Origin of the sequence: Streptomyces sp. NBC_00631 (assembly GCF_045206895.1) — a bacterium.
In the GTDB taxonomy this organism is placed as follows: Bacteria; Actinomycetota; Actinomycetes; order Streptomycetales; family Streptomycetaceae; genus Streptomyces.
In genome coordinates, this window is the sequence record NZ_CP107734.1 from 314,560 (window position 1) to 332,790 (window position 18,231).

Here is an 18,231-nt window from a genome sequence, read left to right on the forward strand (position 1 = left end):
GCTTGTCGTCGGTGCACGTCTTCCTCACAGGTCGCGGAGCTCTTCCACGGCAGGGCGACGGCTGCTGCGGATGCCGTTGAAGGCCGCGGCCAGGATGGCGGCGACGGCGGACGCTCCGGTGAGTGCCAGGTAGATGCCGGGGATCGACAAGGCAGCGGGCGGCGGATCGAAGACGCCTGTCAGGACCTTGACCAGCATCTCCGACAGCGCCCAGCCGATGAGGGCGCCTCCGGCCAGACCGCCGGCGGCCAGCAGTACGGCCTCGGCGAGGACCATGCCGTGCAGGTGCCGTGGCCGCGCGCCGAGGACGGTGGCTATAGCGAAGGTGCGGCGTCGCTCGGCGAGCCCGAGGGCGAGGACGAGGCCGCCGGCCCCGGCGGCGAGCAGGACGGCGAAGGCGAGCTCGATGCGGGTGAGGCCGGCCAGGTCGACGGAGGTCAGGCTGGTGCCGACGGTGCCGCGGGCCTGGGTGAGATCGGTGACGGTGGCCCGGGTGCCGAGCTTGTTGCGCAGGTGCGTGTCGATCCGCTGCTGGTTGGTGCCGCCGGTGTCGAGGAGGAAGGCGCCGACCGCGTCGCTGCCGGTGGCCTTGGCAATGTAGGCGGCGTTGGCGACGAAGAAGCTGTCCTTGGGGGCGGTGGGGAATTCCTTGGCGATGCCGGCGTAGTGGAAGGGGACCGTGCGCAGGGACTTGGTGCGCCCGTCCTGGATGCGCAGGTTGACGGTGTCGCCCGGGGAGAGCTGGAAGTCGTTGACGGTCTCGACGCTCACGAGGAGGTTGTCCGGCCGCTGGGCGAGGCGGCGCATCAGCTGGTCGGCGGTGCCGCCGGCGAAGTAGGCGTCCTGGAGCGAGGTGGCCTTGGCGACGCTGTCCGGTCGGACGCCGTAGAGGTCCTGCAGGTCGGAGCCGACGTAGGCGAAGCGGTGCTGGAGGGGTTCGACGTGCCGTACGCCGGAGATCTTCAGCGCGGCCCCGGCGGCGGGCGGGACTTGAGCACCCGGTGGTTCGGTGACGGTGACGTCGGCGCCGTTGGTCAGCCGGGCGTCGACCTCGGCCTGCTGGTGGTAGGTGGCGTTGAAGACGGCGGTGGAGATCGCGAAGGAGACGGCGAGGGCGAGCAGGACCACCGACCGGGCGAACGGGCGGCGGCGCCGGGCCAGGACCGCGGCGGTGGTGCCGGCCAGGGTCGCGGTCAGCGGCCGTACCAGCCGGGCCAGGGCGGCCCGGCCGTGGGTGAGGGCGAGCAGGGTGAGGCGCCACAGGAGCAGGGCCGCGCCGATCCACAGCAGGGCGGGGCCGAGGAAGGCCCAGTACGACACGGAGATGCTGGGTACGCCCTCCGGGGCGAGGACGAGTGCGTACTGGTTGCCGGAGGAGGCACGGAAAACGAGCCACGAGCCGATCAGGAGGGCGAAGTCCAGGCCGTAGCGCATCCACCAGGGCGATCGGGAGCGTCGTAGGTCCTCCTGCTTCTGGGTGTCGGAGACGGTCACCGTGCTCAGGTCCCGCAGGGCGGGGACGAGGACCGCACCCGCGGCCACGGCGACTCCGAGCACGAAGGCGACGGCGTACCAGATGGACCAGGTGCCCGCGCTCGCCCCGAAGGAGGCCGTGCCGAAGGCGAGACGGCCGGTGAGGGCGGCGATGCCCAGTCCCGCCAGGCCGCCGGCGAGGCCGATCAGGGCGGCCTCCAGACCGGCGAGTGCGGTGATCTGGCGAGGCCGCAGCCCGCGCAGCCGCAGCAGCCCCTGTTCCTGACGGCGCCGTTCGCCGCCGGCCGAGGCGACCGCGGCCGTCAGGCTGGCGGCCAGCACCGCGCCCGGCACACCGAGGAACAGGAAGAGGATCTGGGCGTACAGGGCGTCCTGGCGGGCCGAGTCGAGCGCTGCGCCGACGTTGTTGCCGACCAGGGCCGTGCCTGCGGAGCGGGCTTCGAGGTTGTGGGCGGCGCCGGTGACGGCGGAGTACGCGGAGGCCGGGTCGGAGGGCAGCCGAGTGTTGTCGCGAGCGACGTGGATCTGGGTGGTGACACCGGTGACGCCGCGGGTGAGGGAGGCGAACCGTGTGGCGGGCAGGAGGACGACGTTGTCCGGAGGAGCGGTCGGCTGGGACTGGCTCGGGGCCCCGACGGTCTGGAAGAGGGAGTCGGCCTGCGGCAGGTCGACCACACCGTCCACCTTCACCTGGCGCAGACCGGCACCGGGAAACTGGATGCCGATGGTGTCGCCGGGGGCCGCGTGCAGGTTGGAAGCGGTCTGCTGGGCCAGCAGGACACCGGTGGACGAGCCGGAGAGCGTGCGGACGGCGTCGGGGAAGCGGGCGCGGTAGCCGTCGGGCAGGCCGAGGGCCATGCCGCCGCCGGTGGCCTGGCTGCTGCCCTGCACGCGAGCGGTGAAGCCGCTGGTGTGTGCGAAGCCGACGGGCAGGGCAGTGCGGGTGCCCGGAGTCCCGGCCACCAGGGACAGGACCGTACGCGGGTCGGCACCAGGCTGTACCTGGACCTGCCAGTCCACGGAGACCGAGCGCACCGCACGCTGGGTCATGGTCGCCTTCGACGCGGTGAGGAAGGAGCCGAGCGCGGCGACCAGGGCGACCGCGAGCGCGATGCCGGTCAGGGCGGCCAGGAGCCGTCCGGTGCGGTGGCTGGCCAGTCCGAGGGCCCATGCGGCGATCATGAGACTTCCTCGGGTGCGAGAGGCGCGAGCAACCGTCCGTCGCGCATGCTGCGCCGGACGGTGAGCCGGGCGGCGACGGCCGGGTCGTGGGTCGTGACGACGAGGGCCGCGCCGATGTGGTCGGCGGCCGTCAGCAGGGCGTCCAGGACGCGGGTTCCCGTGACGTGGTCGAGGCGCCCGGTGGGCTCGTCGGCCAGGATCAGGCGCGGCGCCTGCGCCAGGACCCGGGCAGCGGCCACCCGCTGGGCCTGGCCGCCGGAGATCTCCTCGGGGAGCCGGTCGGCCAGGTCCGCGGCGTCCACCAGGGCGAGTGCCGCGAGCGCGCACAGTCGCGCCTCGCCCTCCGGACGGTCGGTGAGGACCAGGGGCAGAGCGGTGTTCTCCACCACGTTCAGGGCGGGGATCAGGCTATCGCCCTGGAAGACCAGACCGATGTCGTACGGCCCGAGCGCGGCGGCCCGGGTGACGGTGCCACTGGTGGGGTGTTCGAGCCCGGCGAGCAGGTGCAGCAGCGAACTCTTGCCCGACCCCGAGGGGCCGATGACCGCGAGCCGGTCCCCGGCGCGGATCTCCAGGTCGGCCCCGTGCACGGCCACGACCGCCTGAGGCCCACGACCGAAGGTCAGGGCCGCGTCTCTGCAGCTGACGAGCACCTCAGCCGACGACATCGTTCTCCTCCTCGTGGTCCTGCCGCCGGGCATCGGTGGCCTTCCCGTCTGTCAGGGTGATCACCTGGTCCGCGATACGGACTGCTTCTCGGCTGTGCGTGACGATCAGCACCGCGCACCCCTCGGCGGCTCGCTCCCGCAACATCGCCAGTACCAACTGCTCTGTCTCGCCGTCGAGTTCACCGGTCGGCTCGTCGGCGAGCAGGACGGCGGGCGTGTTGGCCAGCGCGACGGCGAGTCCGGCCCGCGCCAGCTCTCCGCCGGACAGCTGGCGCGGCAGGGCGTGCGCCCGGTCGGCGAGCCCTACCCGGGCCAGCAGTTCCCCGGCCGGGACGGGAGCCCTGCGTCCGCGCGCCCGCTGCGGCAGGCGGACGTTGTCCCGCACGCTCAGGTGCGGCAGCAGGTTGCGGGTCTGGAGCAGGACGCCGATGTGCCGGGCCCGCAGCCGGGCGCGCTCGGTCTCGGGCCGATGGCTGATCCGTACGCCGTCGATGTGGACCTCGCCGCCGGAGGGCTCGTCAAGCCCGGCAAGGCAGGCCAGCAGGGTCGACTTGCCGGCCCCGGACGGTCCCACGACCGCGACCGTCTCGCCACGACGCACCCTCAGCGACACCCCGCGCAGCGCGAGTGTCTCCTCCTCGCCGGCCCGGTAGAAGCGGTACAGCTCGCGGGCCGACAGGACGTCGCCGGTAGCGCTGCCGGTCTGTGTGCCGTTGGACATGATCTGCTCACCGCCAGGTGAAGGAGTCGCTGACGGTGCGCCACGGGTCGACGTTGTCGGCCTTGACCGGGCCCGACAGGGTCAGGTCCACCTCGTGCCCGGCGCGATAGAACGCGTACCGCTCGAATGCGTCCCGCACCACCTTTCCGGTGACCGGGTCCTTCGCCGAGTCGCCCTGGTAGGTGAGCAGGACCACCCGGCCGGCGTGCCGGGTCACCTCACTCACCTTGGGCGAGGCGAACTTCGGTACCTGGGTGCGGAGTTGAGGTACGACCGCGTTGGTGACCGAGCCCACCGTCGGCGCGCCGGAGGCGGAAACCGCAGCGATCTTCACGGTGTTGAGCTTGTCGGTGAACGCGGTGATGCCGCCCTGGCTGGTGCGGGCCCAGCCCTCGGGCACCTTCACGGTGAAGCCGGTGTAGGAACCGCCGACCGGCTGGTAGGAGACGTACACCTGGTTGTCGGGGATGTCGCCGGGCGGGTTGGACTCGGTGGGCGCCGGCTTGTTCTGTCCGCTGACGGTGGTCGAACCGGACGCAGGACTACCGGAGCCGGTGTGAGCCCCCGAACCGGAACAGCCGGCGGCCACCGCCGCCACGAGGGTGAGCCCGACCACCGCGTACGTCCTTGTGTGTGCTGCCATGGCCACTGCCCTCCAGGAGAGTCCTCGGACCGAACGGTCATGGCACCGACGCTAGGAAGCCGCCGGTTAAGGCACCGCCCGCTGAGGGTTAGACGACGGCAAAACCGTGTGGCGCAGCGCATCCGCCCAGGTGAACGGCCCGCATGATGAGGGCATGAGACAGCGCGTGGTGCGAGTCGCCCTGACCGCCGCTCTGGTCGCCGTCGTCCTCCTCGCAGTCCCACTGGCCTTGGCGATCAGGTCGTCCTTGTACGCCGACCAGCGCGACACCCTGGAACGGGCGGCCCTGGCCGCGGCCGTACATGTGAGCCCGGACTACGTGACCGGCGACCCGGTGGAACTGCCCGCGCCCCCAGCGGGCGGGCGGCTCGGCCTGTACGACCCTCAATCGCGACTGCGCGCGGGCAGCGGCCCCCGGTCCGGTGACAGCCCGGTCCGGCAAAGCCTTGGCGGTGAGGCGGTACGGGGCCGGGCGGGCCCGGACCTGGTGGTGGCCGTACCCGTCTCCCACGCCGAGAAGGTGATCGGCGTCGTACGGGCCTCGTCTCCCGCCGTCGCCGTACGGAACCGGGTCGCCGTCGCCTGGCTGCTGCTGCTCGGCGTGGCCGCGGTCGCGCTGGCCGTCGCGGTCCTCGTCGCCCGCCGTCAGGCCCGGGTGCTGGCCGCGCCGCTGGAGGATCTCTCCCGCCAGTGCCGGGCGGTGACTGAAGGTGACCTGAACGTACGGGCCGCCCCGAGCAGCGTCGCCGAGATCGACCAGGTCGCCCGCACCCACAACGAAATGCTACACAGCCTTTCGGAACTCCTGCGCCGCGAACGTGACTTCACCGCCAACGCCTCCCACCAGCTGCGTACCCCGCTCACCGGCCTGCAACTCGCCCTGGAGGCGGGCCTCGCCCAGGACGACGACGCCCGGCTGCGGCCCGTACTGGCCGAGGCGCTGGCCACCACGCAGCGCCTGCACCACACGGTGGAGGAGGTGCTGCGCCTGTCCCGCTCCAGGGAGGCGGTCCGCCCCACCGCGGGGACGATCGTGGTCCGACAACTGCTGCGGGAGACGGAGGAACGGTGGCATGGCCTCTTCGCCGAGGACGGCAGGCGCCTGGAGTGCGGCACACAGGACGCACCGGTCGACGTCCGGGTGCCGGGCGCGCCCGTGTCGGAAGTTCTCGGCATCCTGCTGGACAACGCCCGCGCGCACGGGCGCGGCACGGTCCGCGTGGCGGTGCGGGACCTGGACGACACCCTTGCCTTCGACGTGAGCGACGAGGGCGCCGTGGCGGGCGAGCCGGCCCGGCTGTTCGACCGAGGACACACCGGCGGCGGACCGGGAACGGGCATCGGTCTGGCCCTCGCCCGTGACCTGGCTGTCTCGCTCGGCGGCAGGCTCGCCCTCACCAGGGCTGACCCCGCGACGTTCACCTTGCTTGTTCCGGTTCACCAGGACGAGACGGCAGCGGCGCCCGAATGAGGCTGCTGTAACCGCAAGCCCTTGATCGACATGCAGCCACCTCGGTCCTGCGGGCGCCTGGAAACAGGTACTGCCGGTACAGCACATACGCCGCCATGGTGGACACTCTCACCCCGCAGCAGGCGACAGCTGCCGCCTCGAGCGGCCAAGCGCCAGCAGAATCACCGAGCACAATTCGTATCACTCCGATGCATTGCTCTGCCGTGGCGCGCAGTGCGCGATGCGATTTCGCCCACTCAGGATGCCGCAGCACGTCACGCAGGGCGTGATCGTCCTCGACGACCAGGATCTTGCGGCGCACGGTCCACCGTCCCGTGCCCGGCGGTATGGGTCGTGGGTGAGGTGAGCGATGCGGGCAGCCATCGAGCCGACACCCACAGGAAAGCTCCGAGCCAGCCGACGGCGAACAGCCAGCCACCGACCACATCGGTGAACCAGTGCACACCGAGATAGGGTCGGGTGAGGCCGACCAGCACGCCCCAGCACGCGATGACAACTTTGAACGAAGTGGCGCCACGTGGGGCGCGGAGCGACACGGCAATAATCAGCAGCCCTGCCGTGATCGCCGCCGTGGTGGTGTGGCCCGACGGAAATGCCCACCCGCTCGCTCGCGCTGCCTAGCCGGCATGCGGCGGACGGGGCCGGTGAACGACTTCCATCACCCCATAGCGCACCGCCTGTCCTGCTCCGAGACAGACAAGGCTCACCAAGGCAGGCATCAGCCGGTGTCGTGCGGCCCGACCTGCCATCACGCCGGTCCCGGCCGCGAGGACGTAGGGGATGGCTCCGGTCCCGCTATCGGTCACCGCACGGGCAAGAGCCAGGAGCGCGTCCGGGCGATGGCCGGCAGACCAGGACAGGAACCCGTCGTCCATCCACGGGGAAGGACCATCCTGGTCGACCATGACCACGGTGAGGATGCCGAACGCCATCCAGGCACCGAGACCTATCGTGCCGGCGAGGTCTGGGGCGTCACGCCTGTTCATGACGCCTCCCGGAGCCTGCAAGGACTCGCTGGCGCTAGACCGTGTCCGTCTCCGCCTCCGGCGCCGTAGGCAACGGCGCTCTCAGGCGGGTGGAGGCGGCCCACCCGAGCACCGGCCCCGACCACCGTGCCAGTGTGAGCATCGACAGCAGTGCGACGAGCCCGCCGACCACCAGGCCGGCCACTGCATCGTGTGGATAGTGGACGCCGACCCATACCCGGGAGGCAGCCATCGCCAGGGCGGCGACGACGGCGACCGACCCCAGCCGACGTGAGACAAAGAGCAGTGCCACGGCAGCCGCGGCAGCGATCGCCGCGTGATTGCTGGGGAAGGACCAGTCACCTGGCGCCGGGCACGCCTCCAGAGTCCTCACATGCAGGCTCTGGCACGGCCGGTCCTCACGCACCGCCAGCTTCACCACGGCGTCCACCCCGTACGCCACGACCACGACCACCGGCACGGCTATCGCCCTGACCAGCGCCCCGCCGTCGACTCGACGCGCGAACCACCAGCCCATGCCCGCGAGGACGGCGAACACCGCGAGCCCGTACGTCGACCAGAACGACACCGCGCCGTCCAGCCAGCCCGGCGCGTGCCGGGCCGCGCGGACCACGTCCAGGTAGGCGGTGCCATCAATCGACGATCCGTCGAAAGCCATGATCACCTGTCATCCCCCTGCCGCTTGGCGCCCCGGCGAGCCCGGTAGATCTCAGAAATCAGGGGGACCAGCGACACGACAACGATCAACCCCACCAGCGGCAGCAGGTAACGGTCGACGTTCGGGATCGACGAGCCCAGCGCATAACCGGCGAGTGTGAGTCCGAGGCTCCATACGAGCCCGCCGACGACCTGCCACAGCGTGAACGTCCGCACGGGGACCTCCAGCGCTCCCGCCACCGGATTGAGCACGGTACGCACCACCGGCACGAAACGGGCCAGCACGACGGCCTTCGCGTAGCCATACCGCTCCAGGAGTTCCTCGGCTCGCTTCGCGCCCTCGTGCAGACGCGGCGAGCGACTGCGGGTCAGCAGGGCTCCGCCCGCCTTCCCACCGAGCAGAAATCCGCACTGCGCGCCCGCAAGCGCGCCTACCGCGGCCGCGGCCAGCAAAGGCCCCAGAGACAGATGCACGCTCCCTCCGGCCGAGCCCGTGCACAGCAGACCGGCCGTGAACAACAGCGAGTCGCCCGGCAGGAAGAACCCGACCAGCAGTCCCGTCTCGGCGAACATCACCACACCGACGCCCAGCACGCCGAAGGCCGCCAGCAGCGAATGGGCGTCCAGCACGTTGACGGCCAGCTGCGACGCCGGATGGACCGCTGTGGTCATGGAGGGGAGCCCTTTCATGAAGACACTTCACGCAAACCACTTACCGACTACAACCTTGTAGACGCTACCTGAACTGTAGATGATCCAAGAGGGGCATCCGTTCCCCTCCGTGACCCGAATGGCCGATATGCGCATCCGCGCCGGGCCCGCCATCGGCGGGGCACCCGGTCCGGCGGTTCAACACCCTGCAGATCATTTACTACACGATGTAGTTGATGGTTTTCGAGTGGCCGACCATGTGCGATTGCCGCCCAATGGGGCGATGAAGAGGAGGCAGTCCATGGCTGACACCTACCGCGCCGGAACGCGCGTCGGGATCCGACGCCGTCCCGCCACGGATCCGGTGGCACCGCCCTCGCCCCCTGCCCAGGCTCCCGGTCTCCCGGACACCGCGCCCGAGCAACTGCACCGGGGCATGACTCTCGTGGCCACAATCAGCCTGTTCATCGGCACACGATCGGCATGGACCAGCGCGATGCTGTCCCGCCCCATGGTCGCCGGCGTCATCTCCGCCTGCTACGCCTCGATCCTCGTCTGCGCCGTCCTCACCCTGCTCGTGCGCACCCGGCGCGCGCTGATCCGCGTCGACGCCGCTGTCCTGGTCACCGCCGTCGCCCTGGTGAGCTGCGGCTACCTGATGGACCACGCGGGCACCGACGAAGGCGTACTGACCGCCCAAGCCGCAAACCAGATCCTGCACGGCCATCCCGTCTACGGCCAGCCCTGGCCCTGGCTCTTCGGTACCCCGTCCGTCGGGATCACCAAGACCATGTCGGGCGGCGCCGACTACACCTACGGCTATCCGCCGCTGACCGCGCTGCTCGCCGCGCCGGTGCACGCCTTCATCCACTCGACGGCGGCCGCCACCCTGGTCACGACCTCCGCCTTTCTCGTCTCATCCGTCCTGCTGTGGTTCCTGCTGCCGACGCCCTGGCGGTCCGCAGCCACGGCCGTCTGCCTCGGCTTCGGCTTCCTGCCCCACTACGCCTACTCCGGCTACCCGGCCATCACGGCCCTCGCTCTCCTCATCCCCGTAGTGGTCCGCTGGCCCAGCACGGGCCGGGGTGGGCACCTGGGGGCAAAGGGCGTGTTGCGGGCGGCCTGTCTGGGGGCAGCCTGTGCCGCCCAGCAGCTCGCCTGGTTCCTCGCCCCGTTCCTGCTGATCGGCCTGTACGCCGTCCGGCGGGGGGAACTCGGCCCCCGTCGCGCCCTGGCCGTCACCGCGCGCTACGCCGCCACAACCGCCCTCACCTGGTCCGCCGCCAATGCGTACTTCGCCGTCCAGGACTTCTCGACCTGGCTGAACGGCATACTCCTGCCCCTTCAGCAGAAGGCGATCCTGCACGGGCAAGGCGTGATGGGCATCTCCTACTACTTCACCGACGGCAGCAGCCGCCTCGACTACTACTCCTACGGCAGCCAACTGCTCCTGCTCGGCCTGCTCGCGGCCACGCTGCTGTTCGTCCGACGACTGGGCCCGGCCCTCACCGTCCTGCCCTGGGGCGTGTTCTATCTGGCCACCCGCTCCCAGGACGGCTACTTCCTGATGATGACCCCGCTGTGGCTGGCGGCCGCCGCCACCGTCCCGGCCGCCGCGCTCGCCACCGCCTGGCAGCCACACCTGCCCCGCCTCACCGGCCGACGTGCGAGGGCCGTCCTGGCGGCCGGGCTGCTCGCCCCCGCCTTCACCTGCGTCGTGATCGCCGCCGCGAGCCCACCGCCCCTGCACCTGAGCCTCACGCCCCGCTACGCCACACACGGCCCGCGCACCGGTGTCACCGCCATCGAGGTACGGGCCGTCAACACCACAGGCTCGCCCCTCTCTCCGCACTTCGCCAGTCGCAAGGGCCAGGGCGCCTCCAACTGGTGGACCACCGAGTCCGGTCCCGCCGCGCTGGCACCGCACGCCACCGCTGACTACGTCGTCGAACCCCAGGGCGGCTTCCGCGCCGTGCCGGGCGGCCGTTCCCGGACCTACCTGATCGCCGTCACCGGAACTCCGATGACCATCACCACGGCCCACATCCCGGCAGCCCCTCCTACCGTTCGGTAAACGGCGGGTACGGGACCCTGTTCCTGCCCGCTGGCGCTGGCGCGGAGCCGGTGCTTCAAGGGGGTGCCGGCACCTTTGCAGACCTGCATCAAGCGGTCACCTGCGGGTCGGCGTCCGCCTCGTCCACCTGCTCGGCGCGGACGGGCTACGCGTGTGCGGGAGCCGGGCCGGCGTTCAGCCTGCGGAGTCCCTGGGCGAAGCGGCGCAGGAGGAGGGTCGCGGTCGTGGCGAGGCCGGTGAGGAGGCCGAGCCAGATGCCGAGGATGTCCAGGTCGGCGACGAAGCCCAGTAGCACCGCTGCAGGCAGGCCGACGAGCCAGTATCGGACGAGGGTGACGCGGAAGCCGCCCTTTGTGTCGTCGAGGCCGAGCATCAGCCCACGGCGATCTGGATCGTTGCTCCTTGACGTCCACCTTTAGCCAGCGCTTCACAGGAAGTAAGCGTTCGCCGCAGCAGAGCAACTGCTGCGGCTCGCCGGGCTATGGCTGGGTGACGCGCCGCCGACGGTGGGGACTTCGACCGAACAGCTGCTTCGGCGTCAGGGACGGGCGAGCAGGGGGCGGACTTGCTCGTCAGGATGGCCAACGTCGATGGGCAACTGCAGCTTGTTGTACCGGTTTAGTTGATGGCGAGACGGCGCAGCGACGGGCAGCGGTTAGGGCAGCGAAATCTAGCGGCTGCCGCCCTGCGGGTGTAGCGTCGTGATCAGCAGTCGTGGTTCCGAAGTCCCGCTCGCCCGTGATCGCCATCACGGGCGTTCTTGCGTTTCAACGCCTCTCCGGACCAGGGCGATCACCTCCCGGGCACGCAAGGTGCGTGGCCGGTTTCCCTCGAAGGAGAAGGTCATGGCCAAGGGCACTGTCAAGTGGTTCAACAGCGAAAAGGGCTTCGGCTTCATCGAGCAGGAGGGCGGCGGCCCCGACGTCTTCGCCCACTACTCCAACATCGCCGCCCAGGGCTTCCGCGAGCTGCAGGAAGGCCAGAAGGTCGAGTTCGACGTCACCCAGGGCCAGAAGGGCCCGCAGGCGGAGAACATCCGCCCCGTCTGACCTCGCTGTTGCGGCAGGGCCCGGTGGACCGACTTGAGGCCACCGGGCCCTTCCGCCAGCCAGCGGGCGCCCCGGGCCGCACCCCATCCATCGCTCGTGAGAGGTGGGCCCGCGCACTGCCCGCGGAGCCGACAGGCGGACAGGGGGTTGTGGGGTTGCCAGAGCCAGCCGCTTCGGCGGAAGGCCCGGTACAACAGTCCTGCCCCGAGGGCCATCGCGGCCAGGACGCACGGGTAGCCGTAGCGCCAGTCCAGTTCGGGCATGTGGGCGAAGTTCATGCCGTAGATGCCGGCGACCATGGTGGGGATGACCAGGATGGCGGCCCAGGCGCTGATGCGTCGCATGTCGTCGATCTGCCAGGTGCCCACCTTCGCCAGGTGGGCGTCGAGGACGGAGCCGAGCAGGTCGTCGAGGGCGCGGACTTCGGTGTCGGTGCGGGTGAGGTGGTCGGCGACGTCACGGAAGTACGGCGCCGCTTCCCGTGGCCAGTCGTCGTGAGGCTCGGTGAAGGGCTTCCCAATCTGTAAGTCAAGCGGCTTGAGTGACTGGAGGTGCGCCTTGATAACACCGTCGGTCACGGATCAAGGCCCACAGGACATTCACTCGCCGGCGGGCAAGTGCCAGGACGGCCTGGACGTGACGTTTCCCCTCAGCACGTTTCCTGTCGTAGAAACGCCGCAAGTTGGGGTCACGCTGGATGCTGACGAGTGCCGAGGTGTAGAAGACCCGTTGCAAGCGTCGGTGATAGCGCTGAGGACGGCGGAGGTTTCCGCTGACCTTGCCCGAATCCCGCGGCGCCGGCGTCACCCCCGCGAAGGCGGCGAGCCGGTCTGGGCTGGGGCAGCCCTCGCCGCCCTCGACACCGGACGCGCCGAAGGGCTCCGGGTCACCTACGCGGTTCCCGAGGGCCAGCACCTGCGCGCCTTCCTCCCCGCGACCACACCACCCGGCCGCCCCCTCGCCCCGTACCCCTCGGACTGCCCGGAGCCCTCGATCTCCCCGAACGACCCATCTGCGGCGTCTCGGGAGCTGCCGTCATGTCTGCCGCGTGGAATGAGTAGGTGCTTTTCAACTCGCTTCCTTGGATTGAGTCCGGCAGTCCGGGAGTAAGTGATCTTTGTTCCGGAACAGGGTGTGCATGCTGCAGGAACTTGATGGACTGGGGTGGTGAAGATCCTGTCGCCTCGTGTCCTGCGGGCTCTTGAACGGTTCAACGCCGCCTATCCCTGGGATCACAACGCCCATTACCATCGCTGGATCCTGCGGCAGTTGCCGAGGCACTTCGACCTCGCCCTGGACGTCGGTTCCGGCAGTGGTGATCTTGCAAGGCTCTTGGCCGGACGAGCCGACACGGTGCGGGCCATCGACTCCGATCCCGTGATCACAGCCCAGGCCCAGAAGCTGACTCCTTCCGGACTCCCCGTCACCTTCACCGTCGCGGATGCAATAGCCGAGTTTCCTCCCGGCCCTTACGACGTCATCACATGCGTCGCCACGATCCACCACCTGCCGTTCACCCAAGCACTCACCCGTTTCCGCCGTCATCTGGCTCCGGGAGGGACCCTGGCGGTCGTCGGTCTATCTCGCGCCCAGACCCCCGTGGACCACTTGCTCGGTGCTGTCGCCATTCCGGCCAACGCTGGATGGGGCTGGCTGAAGAACAAGGGGCGCCCCTCGCAGCGCCCCGTCTCCATGACGGCCCCTACTCGCTCAGCGGACATGACCTTTGACGACATCGTCCGTGAAGCCAGAGAGGTCCTCCCCGGCGCACGGCTGCGACGACGGTTGTTCTGGCGCTATACGCTTGTATGGAATCAGCCCTGAGTGGCCTGTGGCTTCCTCGACCAAGTGTCCGTTCGGGGGCTCTTGCGGGTGAGACGCCGGGACATCATGGTGAAGAGTACCCAGTTCAGGTGAGCTTCGGAGTGCGGCGGCCGGACAACTCGGTCAGCGCTGGCACCAGCGAGATGGTGAGCCCGGACCTGAGCTCGATGCTGGGTGCCGGGACATGCAGCACGTTCGGCCTGGATGTCCCGGCAGCTGGCAGGGTCAGCTGATTCCGGTGACCTGCAGGGCCGTGGTCCAGTCGGTCTTGATGGCGCTGCGGGCTGCGGACAGGGTGATGGTGCCGGCGCAGACGGCGTTCTTCAGTTTTGTCTCCACGCCGTCCTTGGTGGTGGCGGTCTTCGTGCCGGAGTAGGGCTCGGGCCACAGGTTGCTGGTGCTGCGGGGCGAACCGCCGAGTTCGAGGGGGACCAGGTGGTTATCCTCGTAGTCGGCCATGTTGGTGTCGGAGTAGCCGTAGTCGATGATGCCCTGGGCCTTGAGGGGGTTGATGTAGGACGTCGGCGGGCGGACGGTGGCGGTCCAGCCGGACACGCAGATCGTGCTCTGAATGTCCGACTGCGTGACATCCGAGTTGTAGGCGCCGGGCGTACAGGTAGGCGTGGGAACAGGCCGACGCCTGGGCGGTGCCGGCCGAAGCGGCGATCATGCCGGCGGCCGCCAAGGCCAGGGCGCAGGTAGTGGCGGTGAAGCGACGCATAGGGGGATCTCCCGCGGGATCGGCCCGGAAAGTGGGGTGCCGGGCGGCTGACGGCATGACACCACCACCCAGGTCTATGCGAGTAGAGCCGCGGGATGAACAAGAAGCGACCTGCGCAATCCTTACCTCACCCTGACCAAGCCTTTCCCAAGCCCCCTGTTTCACAGGAGAGATGGGCCGCTTCCCGCCCGCACCAAGACCGGCGAGCATGGCCGCGTACAGCAGCCCAAGCCACCGACCTCCGTGATTATCTCGGGTCCTGAGCCGTTCGTGCAGGTCACAGCAGCGGACGGCGGCAAGGCAAGTAAGACATGTCTCCCGAACGCGCTGGGGAGTGCTGACTGGCAGCGTGAGTTACGGCGCTAAGCCCCATAAAGCGTCCGCGACGGACCCAGGCGCAGTGCGCCAACTCCTGCTGTTTGCAGCGCACGTGGAGAGCCTCGCGGCCCGGCTCGACCCACGGGTCTTCCACCGGAGCTGGGGGCAGAGCCGCACGAGTTTGCGGGCGGTGCTGACCGAAATTCTGCCCGCCGATCTGGAATTGGCCCGCCTGCAGATCACCGAGAAGGGCCTGCGGCTGCAACTTCCCCCGTCCTCATTCGTGGAGTCCGACTCGTGACCCAATCGGCCGGCTTCGGGCACGTGGCCGTACACATCGCGGTATCGGAAGAACTGCGCGGCTTCCTCAACGCCCCGCTGGGGCTGTCGGTGGTGTTCCGCGAGGACGAATCGGCGGGCTGCCGTCCGCGGACCCGCTTCGAGCGGGCCGCCTACTCGGTCCTGGTCCCAGGGGCAGCGGTTGAGCTGCCGGCGGCTTGTTGACCTCGATACCGCGGGAGCGCTACTGTCCTCTTTAGTAAGACAGCAGTCCTGTTTTACAGAAATCGAGTAAGGGCCCACGTCGGGCTGCTCGCGGGTCTGACCGGAACGCCGACGAGGCCTGCCCTGTGGAGCTTGGCGTAGTTCCCTTCGGCCGCTGCGGCCTGCTCCAGCTCATGCGAGGACCCAGGGACGGTCCGGGCCGCAGCGACACGGACGGACCCCACCTACAGCAGCCACGGAGGCACCATGGCGATCACCGGACTCGGCCACACCGGTTTCCGGGTCAACGACCCGGAGAAGATGCGTGACTTCCACACCCGTGTGCTGGGCCTCACCGTGACCGACGAGGACGAGGAACTCGGCCATCGTCTTTCTGTCCGCGCAGCCCGAGCAGGAGCACCACGAATTCGTGCTGCAGCGCGGCCGGACCGCGCCCGACGGAGTCAATCTCACCCACCAAGTCTCCTGGCGGGTCGACTCGCTGGAGACCGGTGGCCGACGCATGAATGGCGACGGCTACTTCTTCGCACCGACCATCCTGACGGACCTCGATGAACGGATGCGGGTCGTCGCTGAGGAGCAGTTCGGGCCTGTACTGCCGGTCATGGCGTACGACGATGTCGAGGACGCGCTCGCGCGGGCCAATGACACCCACTTCGGGTTGAACGGCTCGGTGTGCGGTGTGGAGCGCGGATCCGGAACGGGCCGCGGCGCTCGCTACCCGGCTGGAATGCGGTACGTCCTGGGTCAACGCCCACGCCGTGCCGACACCGGGCGTGGCACTGGACGGGAACAAATGGAGTGGGCTGGGCGTGGAGGGTGGAATGCCGGGCTTGTTGTCGTTCACCAACACCAAGCTCCTGCACACCATCCGCGGAGGGTCACCGAACGAAACCGCGCTTCGTTAGAGCTGAGTGTGCATGCCGACTGAACCAGGCGGCTTCGAACACCAGTCACGGCAAGCTGTGAATCTGAGTGCTCATATGCGAACTTTCGTTCGCGTCATCCAGTGAAGATTGAGAAAGGTTGCCGGACATTGAGCGTCAACGGAAGCTGGGACATCACCATGAAGACCCCGATGGGAACCCAGATGCTACAGCTGGAACTGCGGTCTGACGGTCAAACGTTGACCGGCTCGCAGTCGTCCATGGGCGAGACCACCGAGATCCAGGACGGCACGGTCAACGGCGACGAGGCGACGTGGAAGGTCGACGCGACCAAGCCGGTGGCCGTGAAAGTCACGTTCACCGCCAAGGTCGACGGAGACGAGATCTCCGGCCACGCCAAGGCCGGATTCTTTCCCAAAACGCCGTTCAGCGGCCGCCGGGCGGCCGCGTAGCGGCATGCAGCAATCCGATTGGCGGCTACCGCCCGGCCCGTAGCGGTGGCCGTCAATCGATTCCACGCGCGAGCACTGACCGCCCCCGGGTTGATCGTCACTGGACCGATCCCGGCGGTTCATACCAGGTCCCAGGCGTGCCTGCCCCTCGGGCGACACCTTGCGGACACGGTGGTTGGAGCCGTCCGCGACGTAGACGTTGCCGGAGGGGTCCATCGCCACCGCGGACGGGTGGTGCAGATAGCTGGACGTGGCGAACCCGTCGCCGTTCCAGCTGCCCGTGCCGTTCCCCGCGATCGCTGCGATGCTGCCCACCGCGAACGCGGAGTACGTCAGACTCCGGGGCTGCAACATGGCAGTGCTCATCCATCCTCCTGGTGGCCGGTTGCCCGCAGCCCGCTCCCCGGCGGCGCGCGGTACACGCCCCCTTCCGCGGCGCGGGGACACGACGGCGCACCACACTCGTCGCCCGGCCCCTCGACCACCACGAAGGAGACGGACAAATCGTCACATGGTGCGCTCGTGTGTGCGACCCGATGACCACCCGAGAACGACGCCCTGGCCACAGGGCAACGCCCCAGTAGGCCCATTCAGCCGGGGTCCGCTGCTGTACCGGCAACGGGCCGCGGCTGAGCGCATCGACGCCCGGCCGCGCATGTGCCGGCGCGGACCGCCCCGAGGCCGCCGACGGGACCCTTCGCGTCCTGCCGTCCCGGCCCGGCAACGCGCGGCCCCGCCGACGCGCGAGCAGCGGCCCGAGCCACCCTGATACCCGGCAGGCCGACGCCTGTGCGGCGTTGGATCATCACTGGCCGGGCGCTGACAGCACATAGACGCTCGCCCGCCGGTCCGGCACGACCTCGCCGAACAGCAGGTCACCCAGCCCGACATGTACACCCGCTGGCCCCGGTGCGCCACAGTGATCGCCGACGTACGGTGCGGCACCGCGCCCCGACCCACGCCGCCGCCCCCCTCCGAGCCGGCTCACGGCCACTGCTGCACAACCCGACTACCGCGCCAGGGTGACGGTGATGGGCCCGTCGGAGCAGTGGCTCAACGTCTCGGCCAGCGCCGCCTGCTCGGTGGCGTCGATGCTCAGGCCCCAGCGGGTCTTGTCGGCCACCCAGTCGGTGACGTACTGGCAGCGGTAGCCATCGGCCGGCGGCGCCCACGTGGACGGGTCCTGGTCGGCATTCGACCGGTTCGACGCCGCCGAAACCGCGATCAGCGCCCGCGCATCACCGAGGTCATTGGCGGGTCTTGCGCTCCGCCGCCGCCCACGCCTACGCGCCGGAGTCCCAGCTCTCCGCAAGCGGCACCAAATGGTCAATGTCAAGGCCACGCGCGCCGCTGATGTACCGGTCATCGTAGGGCGAGTACCACTCCCCGCCGGTCAGGACGCAGTGCGCACCCTGCACCAGGGCGATGACCGCTTCGGCCTTCAAGACCTCGGCCCGCGTATTGCGTGCGCGTACGACACGTGTCCGGCGAGAGGGCTCGCCAGGTGGCGCACCGCCGGATACCGCTACCAGCCGACGGGCGGCTGCAGGTCGAGCTGAGCCCCGGAATCAAGGACATGGAAGCCGCCGGCCTCGTAGTACGGCGCCAGGGGCGGCTTGTGTCCGGCTGTCCGACGGGAGCACCGAGTATGTTCAGGTGGACCAGGCCGACGCGTTTGCGGAGCCGAGGGCCGCGAAGCTGCCCGACCTCGTCAGGTTCCCCTCGTTGCAGCACATGCGCGAGGCGATCGATGAGTTCCACAAGGAGCGGGCACACAAGCGGCGGCAGCGCCGGGAGCGGTTCGATCGGACTCAGCCGCCCCAGCGCCACGTCCGGCCTATGCGAGCTGATACTTGCTCAGCTGGTGACGAAGCAGCGCAACGGCGTCCACCCCATTAACGCGATGCTCGCTTTGTACGAGACGCCGGC

The 18,231-nt window shown here is 69.6% G+C and carries 18 protein-coding genes and 5 pseudogenes; 10 read left to right on the forward strand and 13 right to left on the reverse strand.

What is annotated here, in order from left to right; genetic code table 11:
• Window positions 1-24: 24 nt before the first annotated feature.
• The 4 genes from OHB00_RS01710 to OHB00_RS01725 are packed head-to-tail and all read right to left on the reverse strand — an operon-like array spanning window position 25 to window position 4,708.
• Window positions 25-2,676 carry an FtsX-like permease family protein gene (locus OHB00_RS01710; protein ID WP_406430479.1) on the reverse strand — a complete coding sequence of 884 codons (2,652 nt, stop codon included), beginning with the start codon at window positions 2,674-2,676 and terminating at the stop codon, window positions 25-27.
• A complete protein-coding gene (locus OHB00_RS01715; protein WP_406430481.1) occupies window positions 2,673-3,344 on the reverse strand; it encodes an ABC transporter ATP-binding protein in 672 nt (223 codons plus the stop codon). Before OHB00_RS01715 ends, OHB00_RS01710 begins: the two co-directional genes overlap by 4 nt.
• Window positions 3,331-4,065 (reverse strand): ABC transporter ATP-binding protein, encoded by a 735-nt coding sequence (locus OHB00_RS01720; RefSeq protein ID WP_406430483.1) that lies wholly within the window; start codon window positions 4,063-4,065, stop codon window positions 3,331-3,333. The genes OHB00_RS01715 and OHB00_RS01720 overlap by 14 nt, the downstream gene beginning before the upstream one ends.
• A 7-nt stretch (window positions 4,066-4,072) precedes the next feature.
• The gene (locus tag OHB00_RS01725; RefSeq protein WP_406430485.1) at window positions 4,073-4,708 is read right to left on the reverse strand and encodes a hypothetical protein; all 636 of its coding nucleotides are present in this window, start codon (window positions 4,706-4,708) and stop codon (window positions 4,073-4,075) included.
• Window positions 4,709-4,862: 154 nt separating this feature from the next.
• On the opposite strand from OHB00_RS01725, the gene OHB00_RS01730 reads away from it, so the two are divergent.
• A complete protein-coding gene (locus tag OHB00_RS01730; protein ID WP_406430487.1) occupies window positions 4,863-6,179 on the forward strand; it encodes a histidine kinase dimerization/phospho-acceptor domain-containing protein in 1,317 nt (438 codons plus the stop codon).
• Window positions 6,180-6,433: 254 nt separating this feature from the next.
• Here OHB00_RS01730 and OHB00_RS01735 read toward each other — a convergent pair.
• The 4 genes and pseudogenes from OHB00_RS01735 to OHB00_RS01750 form a co-directional block, all read right to left on the reverse strand.
• Window positions 6,434-6,769 (reverse strand): annotated as a pseudogene (locus OHB00_RS01735) (phosphatase PAP2 family protein); the annotation flags it as partial.
• Window positions 6,770-6,796: 27 nt separating this feature from the next.
• Window positions 6,797-7,165 carry a hypothetical protein gene (locus tag OHB00_RS01740; RefSeq protein ID WP_406430489.1) on the reverse strand — a complete coding sequence of 123 codons (369 nt, stop codon included), beginning with the start codon at window positions 7,163-7,165 and terminating at the stop codon, window positions 6,797-6,799.
• Between the two features lie 34 nt (window positions 7,166-7,199).
• Window positions 7,200-7,829, reverse strand: a complete 630-nt coding sequence (locus OHB00_RS01745) for a phosphatase PAP2 family protein (RefSeq protein WP_406430491.1) — start codon at window positions 7,827-7,829, stop codon at window positions 7,200-7,202.
• Entirely contained in the window at window positions 7,826-8,494 is a 669-nt protein-coding gene (locus tag OHB00_RS01750; protein WP_406430493.1) for a DedA family protein, read from the reverse strand. Before OHB00_RS01750 ends, OHB00_RS01745 begins: the two co-directional genes overlap by 4 nt.
• Before the next feature lie 280 nt (window positions 8,495-8,774).
• On the opposite strand from OHB00_RS01750, the gene OHB00_RS01755 reads away from it, so the two are divergent.
• Window positions 8,775-10,547: a hypothetical protein gene (locus tag OHB00_RS01755; protein ID WP_406430495.1), complete on the forward strand. Its 1,773-nt coding sequence runs from the start codon at window positions 8,775-8,777 to the stop codon at window positions 10,545-10,547.
• Between the two features lie 145 nt (window positions 10,548-10,692).
• Here the strand turns inward: OHB00_RS01755 and OHB00_RS01760 are convergent, their stop codons facing one another.
• On the reverse strand, window positions 10,693-10,920 hold the full coding sequence (locus OHB00_RS01760; RefSeq protein ID WP_406430497.1) for a hypothetical protein: 228 nt from the start codon (window positions 10,918-10,920) through the stop codon (window positions 10,693-10,695).
• A 472-nt stretch (window positions 10,921-11,392) separates the two neighbouring features.
• On the opposite strand from OHB00_RS01760, the gene OHB00_RS01765 reads away from it, so the two are divergent.
• Window positions 11,393-11,596 carry a cold-shock protein gene (locus tag OHB00_RS01765; protein WP_020120296.1) on the forward strand — a complete coding sequence of 68 codons (204 nt, stop codon included), beginning with the start codon at window positions 11,393-11,395 and terminating at the stop codon, window positions 11,594-11,596.
• Window positions 11,597-11,829: 233 nt separating this feature from the next.
• Here OHB00_RS01765 and OHB00_RS01770 read toward each other — a convergent pair.
• Together OHB00_RS01770 and OHB00_RS01775 are read right to left on the reverse strand one after the other, a co-directional pair.
• Window positions 11,830-12,174 (reverse strand): annotated as a pseudogene (locus tag OHB00_RS01770) (CorA family divalent cation transporter); the annotation flags it as partial.
• Window positions 12,125-12,433 (reverse strand): annotated as a pseudogene (locus OHB00_RS01775) (transposase); the annotation flags it as partial. The pseudogenes OHB00_RS01775 and OHB00_RS01770, both read right to left, overlap by 50 nt.
• A 330-nt stretch (window positions 12,434-12,763) precedes the next feature.
• Here OHB00_RS01775 and OHB00_RS01780 point away from each other — a divergent pair.
• Window positions 12,764-13,420 carry a class I SAM-dependent methyltransferase gene (locus OHB00_RS01780; RefSeq protein WP_406430499.1) on the forward strand — a complete coding sequence of 219 codons (657 nt, stop codon included), beginning with the start codon at window positions 12,764-12,766 and terminating at the stop codon, window positions 13,418-13,420.
• 225 nt (window positions 13,421-13,645) lie between these two features.
• Here the strand turns inward: OHB00_RS01780 and OHB00_RS01785 are convergent, their stop codons facing one another.
• Window positions 13,646-13,975 carry a hypothetical protein gene (locus tag OHB00_RS01785; protein WP_406430501.1) on the reverse strand — a complete coding sequence of 110 codons (330 nt, stop codon included), beginning with the start codon at window positions 13,973-13,975 and terminating at the stop codon, window positions 13,646-13,648.
• A gap of 566 nt (window positions 13,976-14,541) precedes the next feature.
• Between OHB00_RS01785 and OHB00_RS01790 the strand changes: the two genes are divergently transcribed.
• From OHB00_RS01790 to OHB00_RS01815, 6 genes and pseudogenes are all read left to right on the forward strand, one after another.
• Complete coding sequence (locus OHB00_RS01790; RefSeq protein WP_406430503.1) at window positions 14,542-14,760, forward strand: hypothetical protein; 219 nt, start codon at window positions 14,542-14,544, stop codon at window positions 14,758-14,760.
• Entirely contained in the window at window positions 14,757-14,963 is a 207-nt protein-coding gene (locus tag OHB00_RS01795) for a hypothetical protein (protein ID WP_406430505.1), read from the forward strand. The genes OHB00_RS01790 and OHB00_RS01795 overlap by 4 nt, the downstream gene beginning before the upstream one ends.
• A 300-nt stretch (window positions 14,964-15,263) precedes the next feature.
• The gene (locus OHB00_RS01800; RefSeq protein WP_406445570.1) at window positions 15,264-15,518 is read left to right on the forward strand and encodes a hypothetical protein; all 255 of its coding nucleotides are present in this window, start codon (window positions 15,264-15,266) and stop codon (window positions 15,516-15,518) included.
• Window positions 15,502-15,570: pseudogene (locus OHB00_RS01805) on the forward strand (hypothetical protein); the annotation flags it as partial. The gene OHB00_RS01800 and the pseudogene OHB00_RS01805, both read left to right, overlap by 17 nt.
• Before the next feature lie 73 nt (window positions 15,571-15,643).
• Window positions 15,644-15,871, forward strand: coding sequence for an aldehyde dehydrogenase family protein (locus OHB00_RS01810; RefSeq protein WP_406445572.1), 228 nt, complete (start codon window positions 15,644-15,646; stop codon window positions 15,869-15,871).
• 101 nt (window positions 15,872-15,972) lie between these two features.
• A complete protein-coding gene (locus OHB00_RS01815) occupies window positions 15,973-16,302 on the forward strand; it encodes a hypothetical protein (RefSeq protein ID WP_406446358.1) in 330 nt (109 codons plus the stop codon).
• 171 nt (window positions 16,303-16,473) lie between these two features.
• On the opposite strand, the pseudogene OHB00_RS01820 reads toward OHB00_RS01815, so the two are convergent.
• Window positions 16,474-16,668: pseudogene (locus OHB00_RS01820) on the reverse strand (hypothetical protein); the annotation flags it as partial.
• Between the last annotated feature and the right edge of the window lie 1,563 nt (window positions 16,669-18,231).

What these genes read in the sequence shown, in the direction of transcription:
- OHB00_RS01750 (WP_406430493.1), bottom strand. Translation starts at nt 8,494, where the DNA reads ATGACCACAGCGGTCCATCCGGCGTCGCAGCTGGCCGTCAACGTGCTG.
- OHB00_RS01760 (WP_406430497.1), bottom strand. Translation starts at nt 10,920, where the DNA reads ATGCTCGGCCTCGACGACACAAAGGGCGGCTTCCGCGTCACCCTCGTC.
- OHB00_RS01765 (WP_020120296.1), top strand. Translation starts at nt 11,393, where the DNA reads ATGGCCAAGGGCACTGTCAAGTGGTTCAACAGCGAAAAGGGCTTCGGC.
- OHB00_RS01800 (WP_406445570.1), top strand. Translation starts at nt 15,264, where the DNA reads ATGCGTGACTTCCACACCCGTGTGCTGGGCCTCACCGTGACCGACGAG.
- OHB00_RS01710 (WP_406430479.1), bottom strand. Translation starts at nt 2,676, where the DNA reads ATGATCGCCGCATGGGCCCTCGGACTGGCCAGCCACCGCACCGGACGG.
- OHB00_RS01740 (WP_406430489.1), bottom strand. Translation starts at nt 7,165, where the DNA reads ATGAACAGGCGTGACGCCCCAGACCTCGCCGGCACGATAGGTCTCGGT.
- OHB00_RS01730 (WP_406430487.1), top strand. Translation starts at nt 4,863, where the DNA reads ATGAGACAGCGCGTGGTGCGAGTCGCCCTGACCGCCGCTCTGGTCGCC.
- OHB00_RS01715 (WP_406430481.1), bottom strand. Translation starts at nt 3,344, where the DNA reads ATGTCGTCGGCTGAGGTGCTCGTCAGCTGCAGAGACGCGGCCCTGACC.
- OHB00_RS01720 (WP_406430483.1), bottom strand. Translation starts at nt 4,065, where the DNA reads ATGTCCAACGGCACACAGACCGGCAGCGCTACCGGCGACGTCCTGTCG.
- OHB00_RS01725 (WP_406430485.1), bottom strand. Translation starts at nt 4,708, where the DNA reads ATGGCAGCACACACAAGGACGTACGCGGTGGTCGGGCTCACCCTCGTG.
- OHB00_RS01755 (WP_406430495.1), top strand. Translation starts at nt 8,775, where the DNA reads ATGGCTGACACCTACCGCGCCGGAACGCGCGTCGGGATCCGACGCCGT.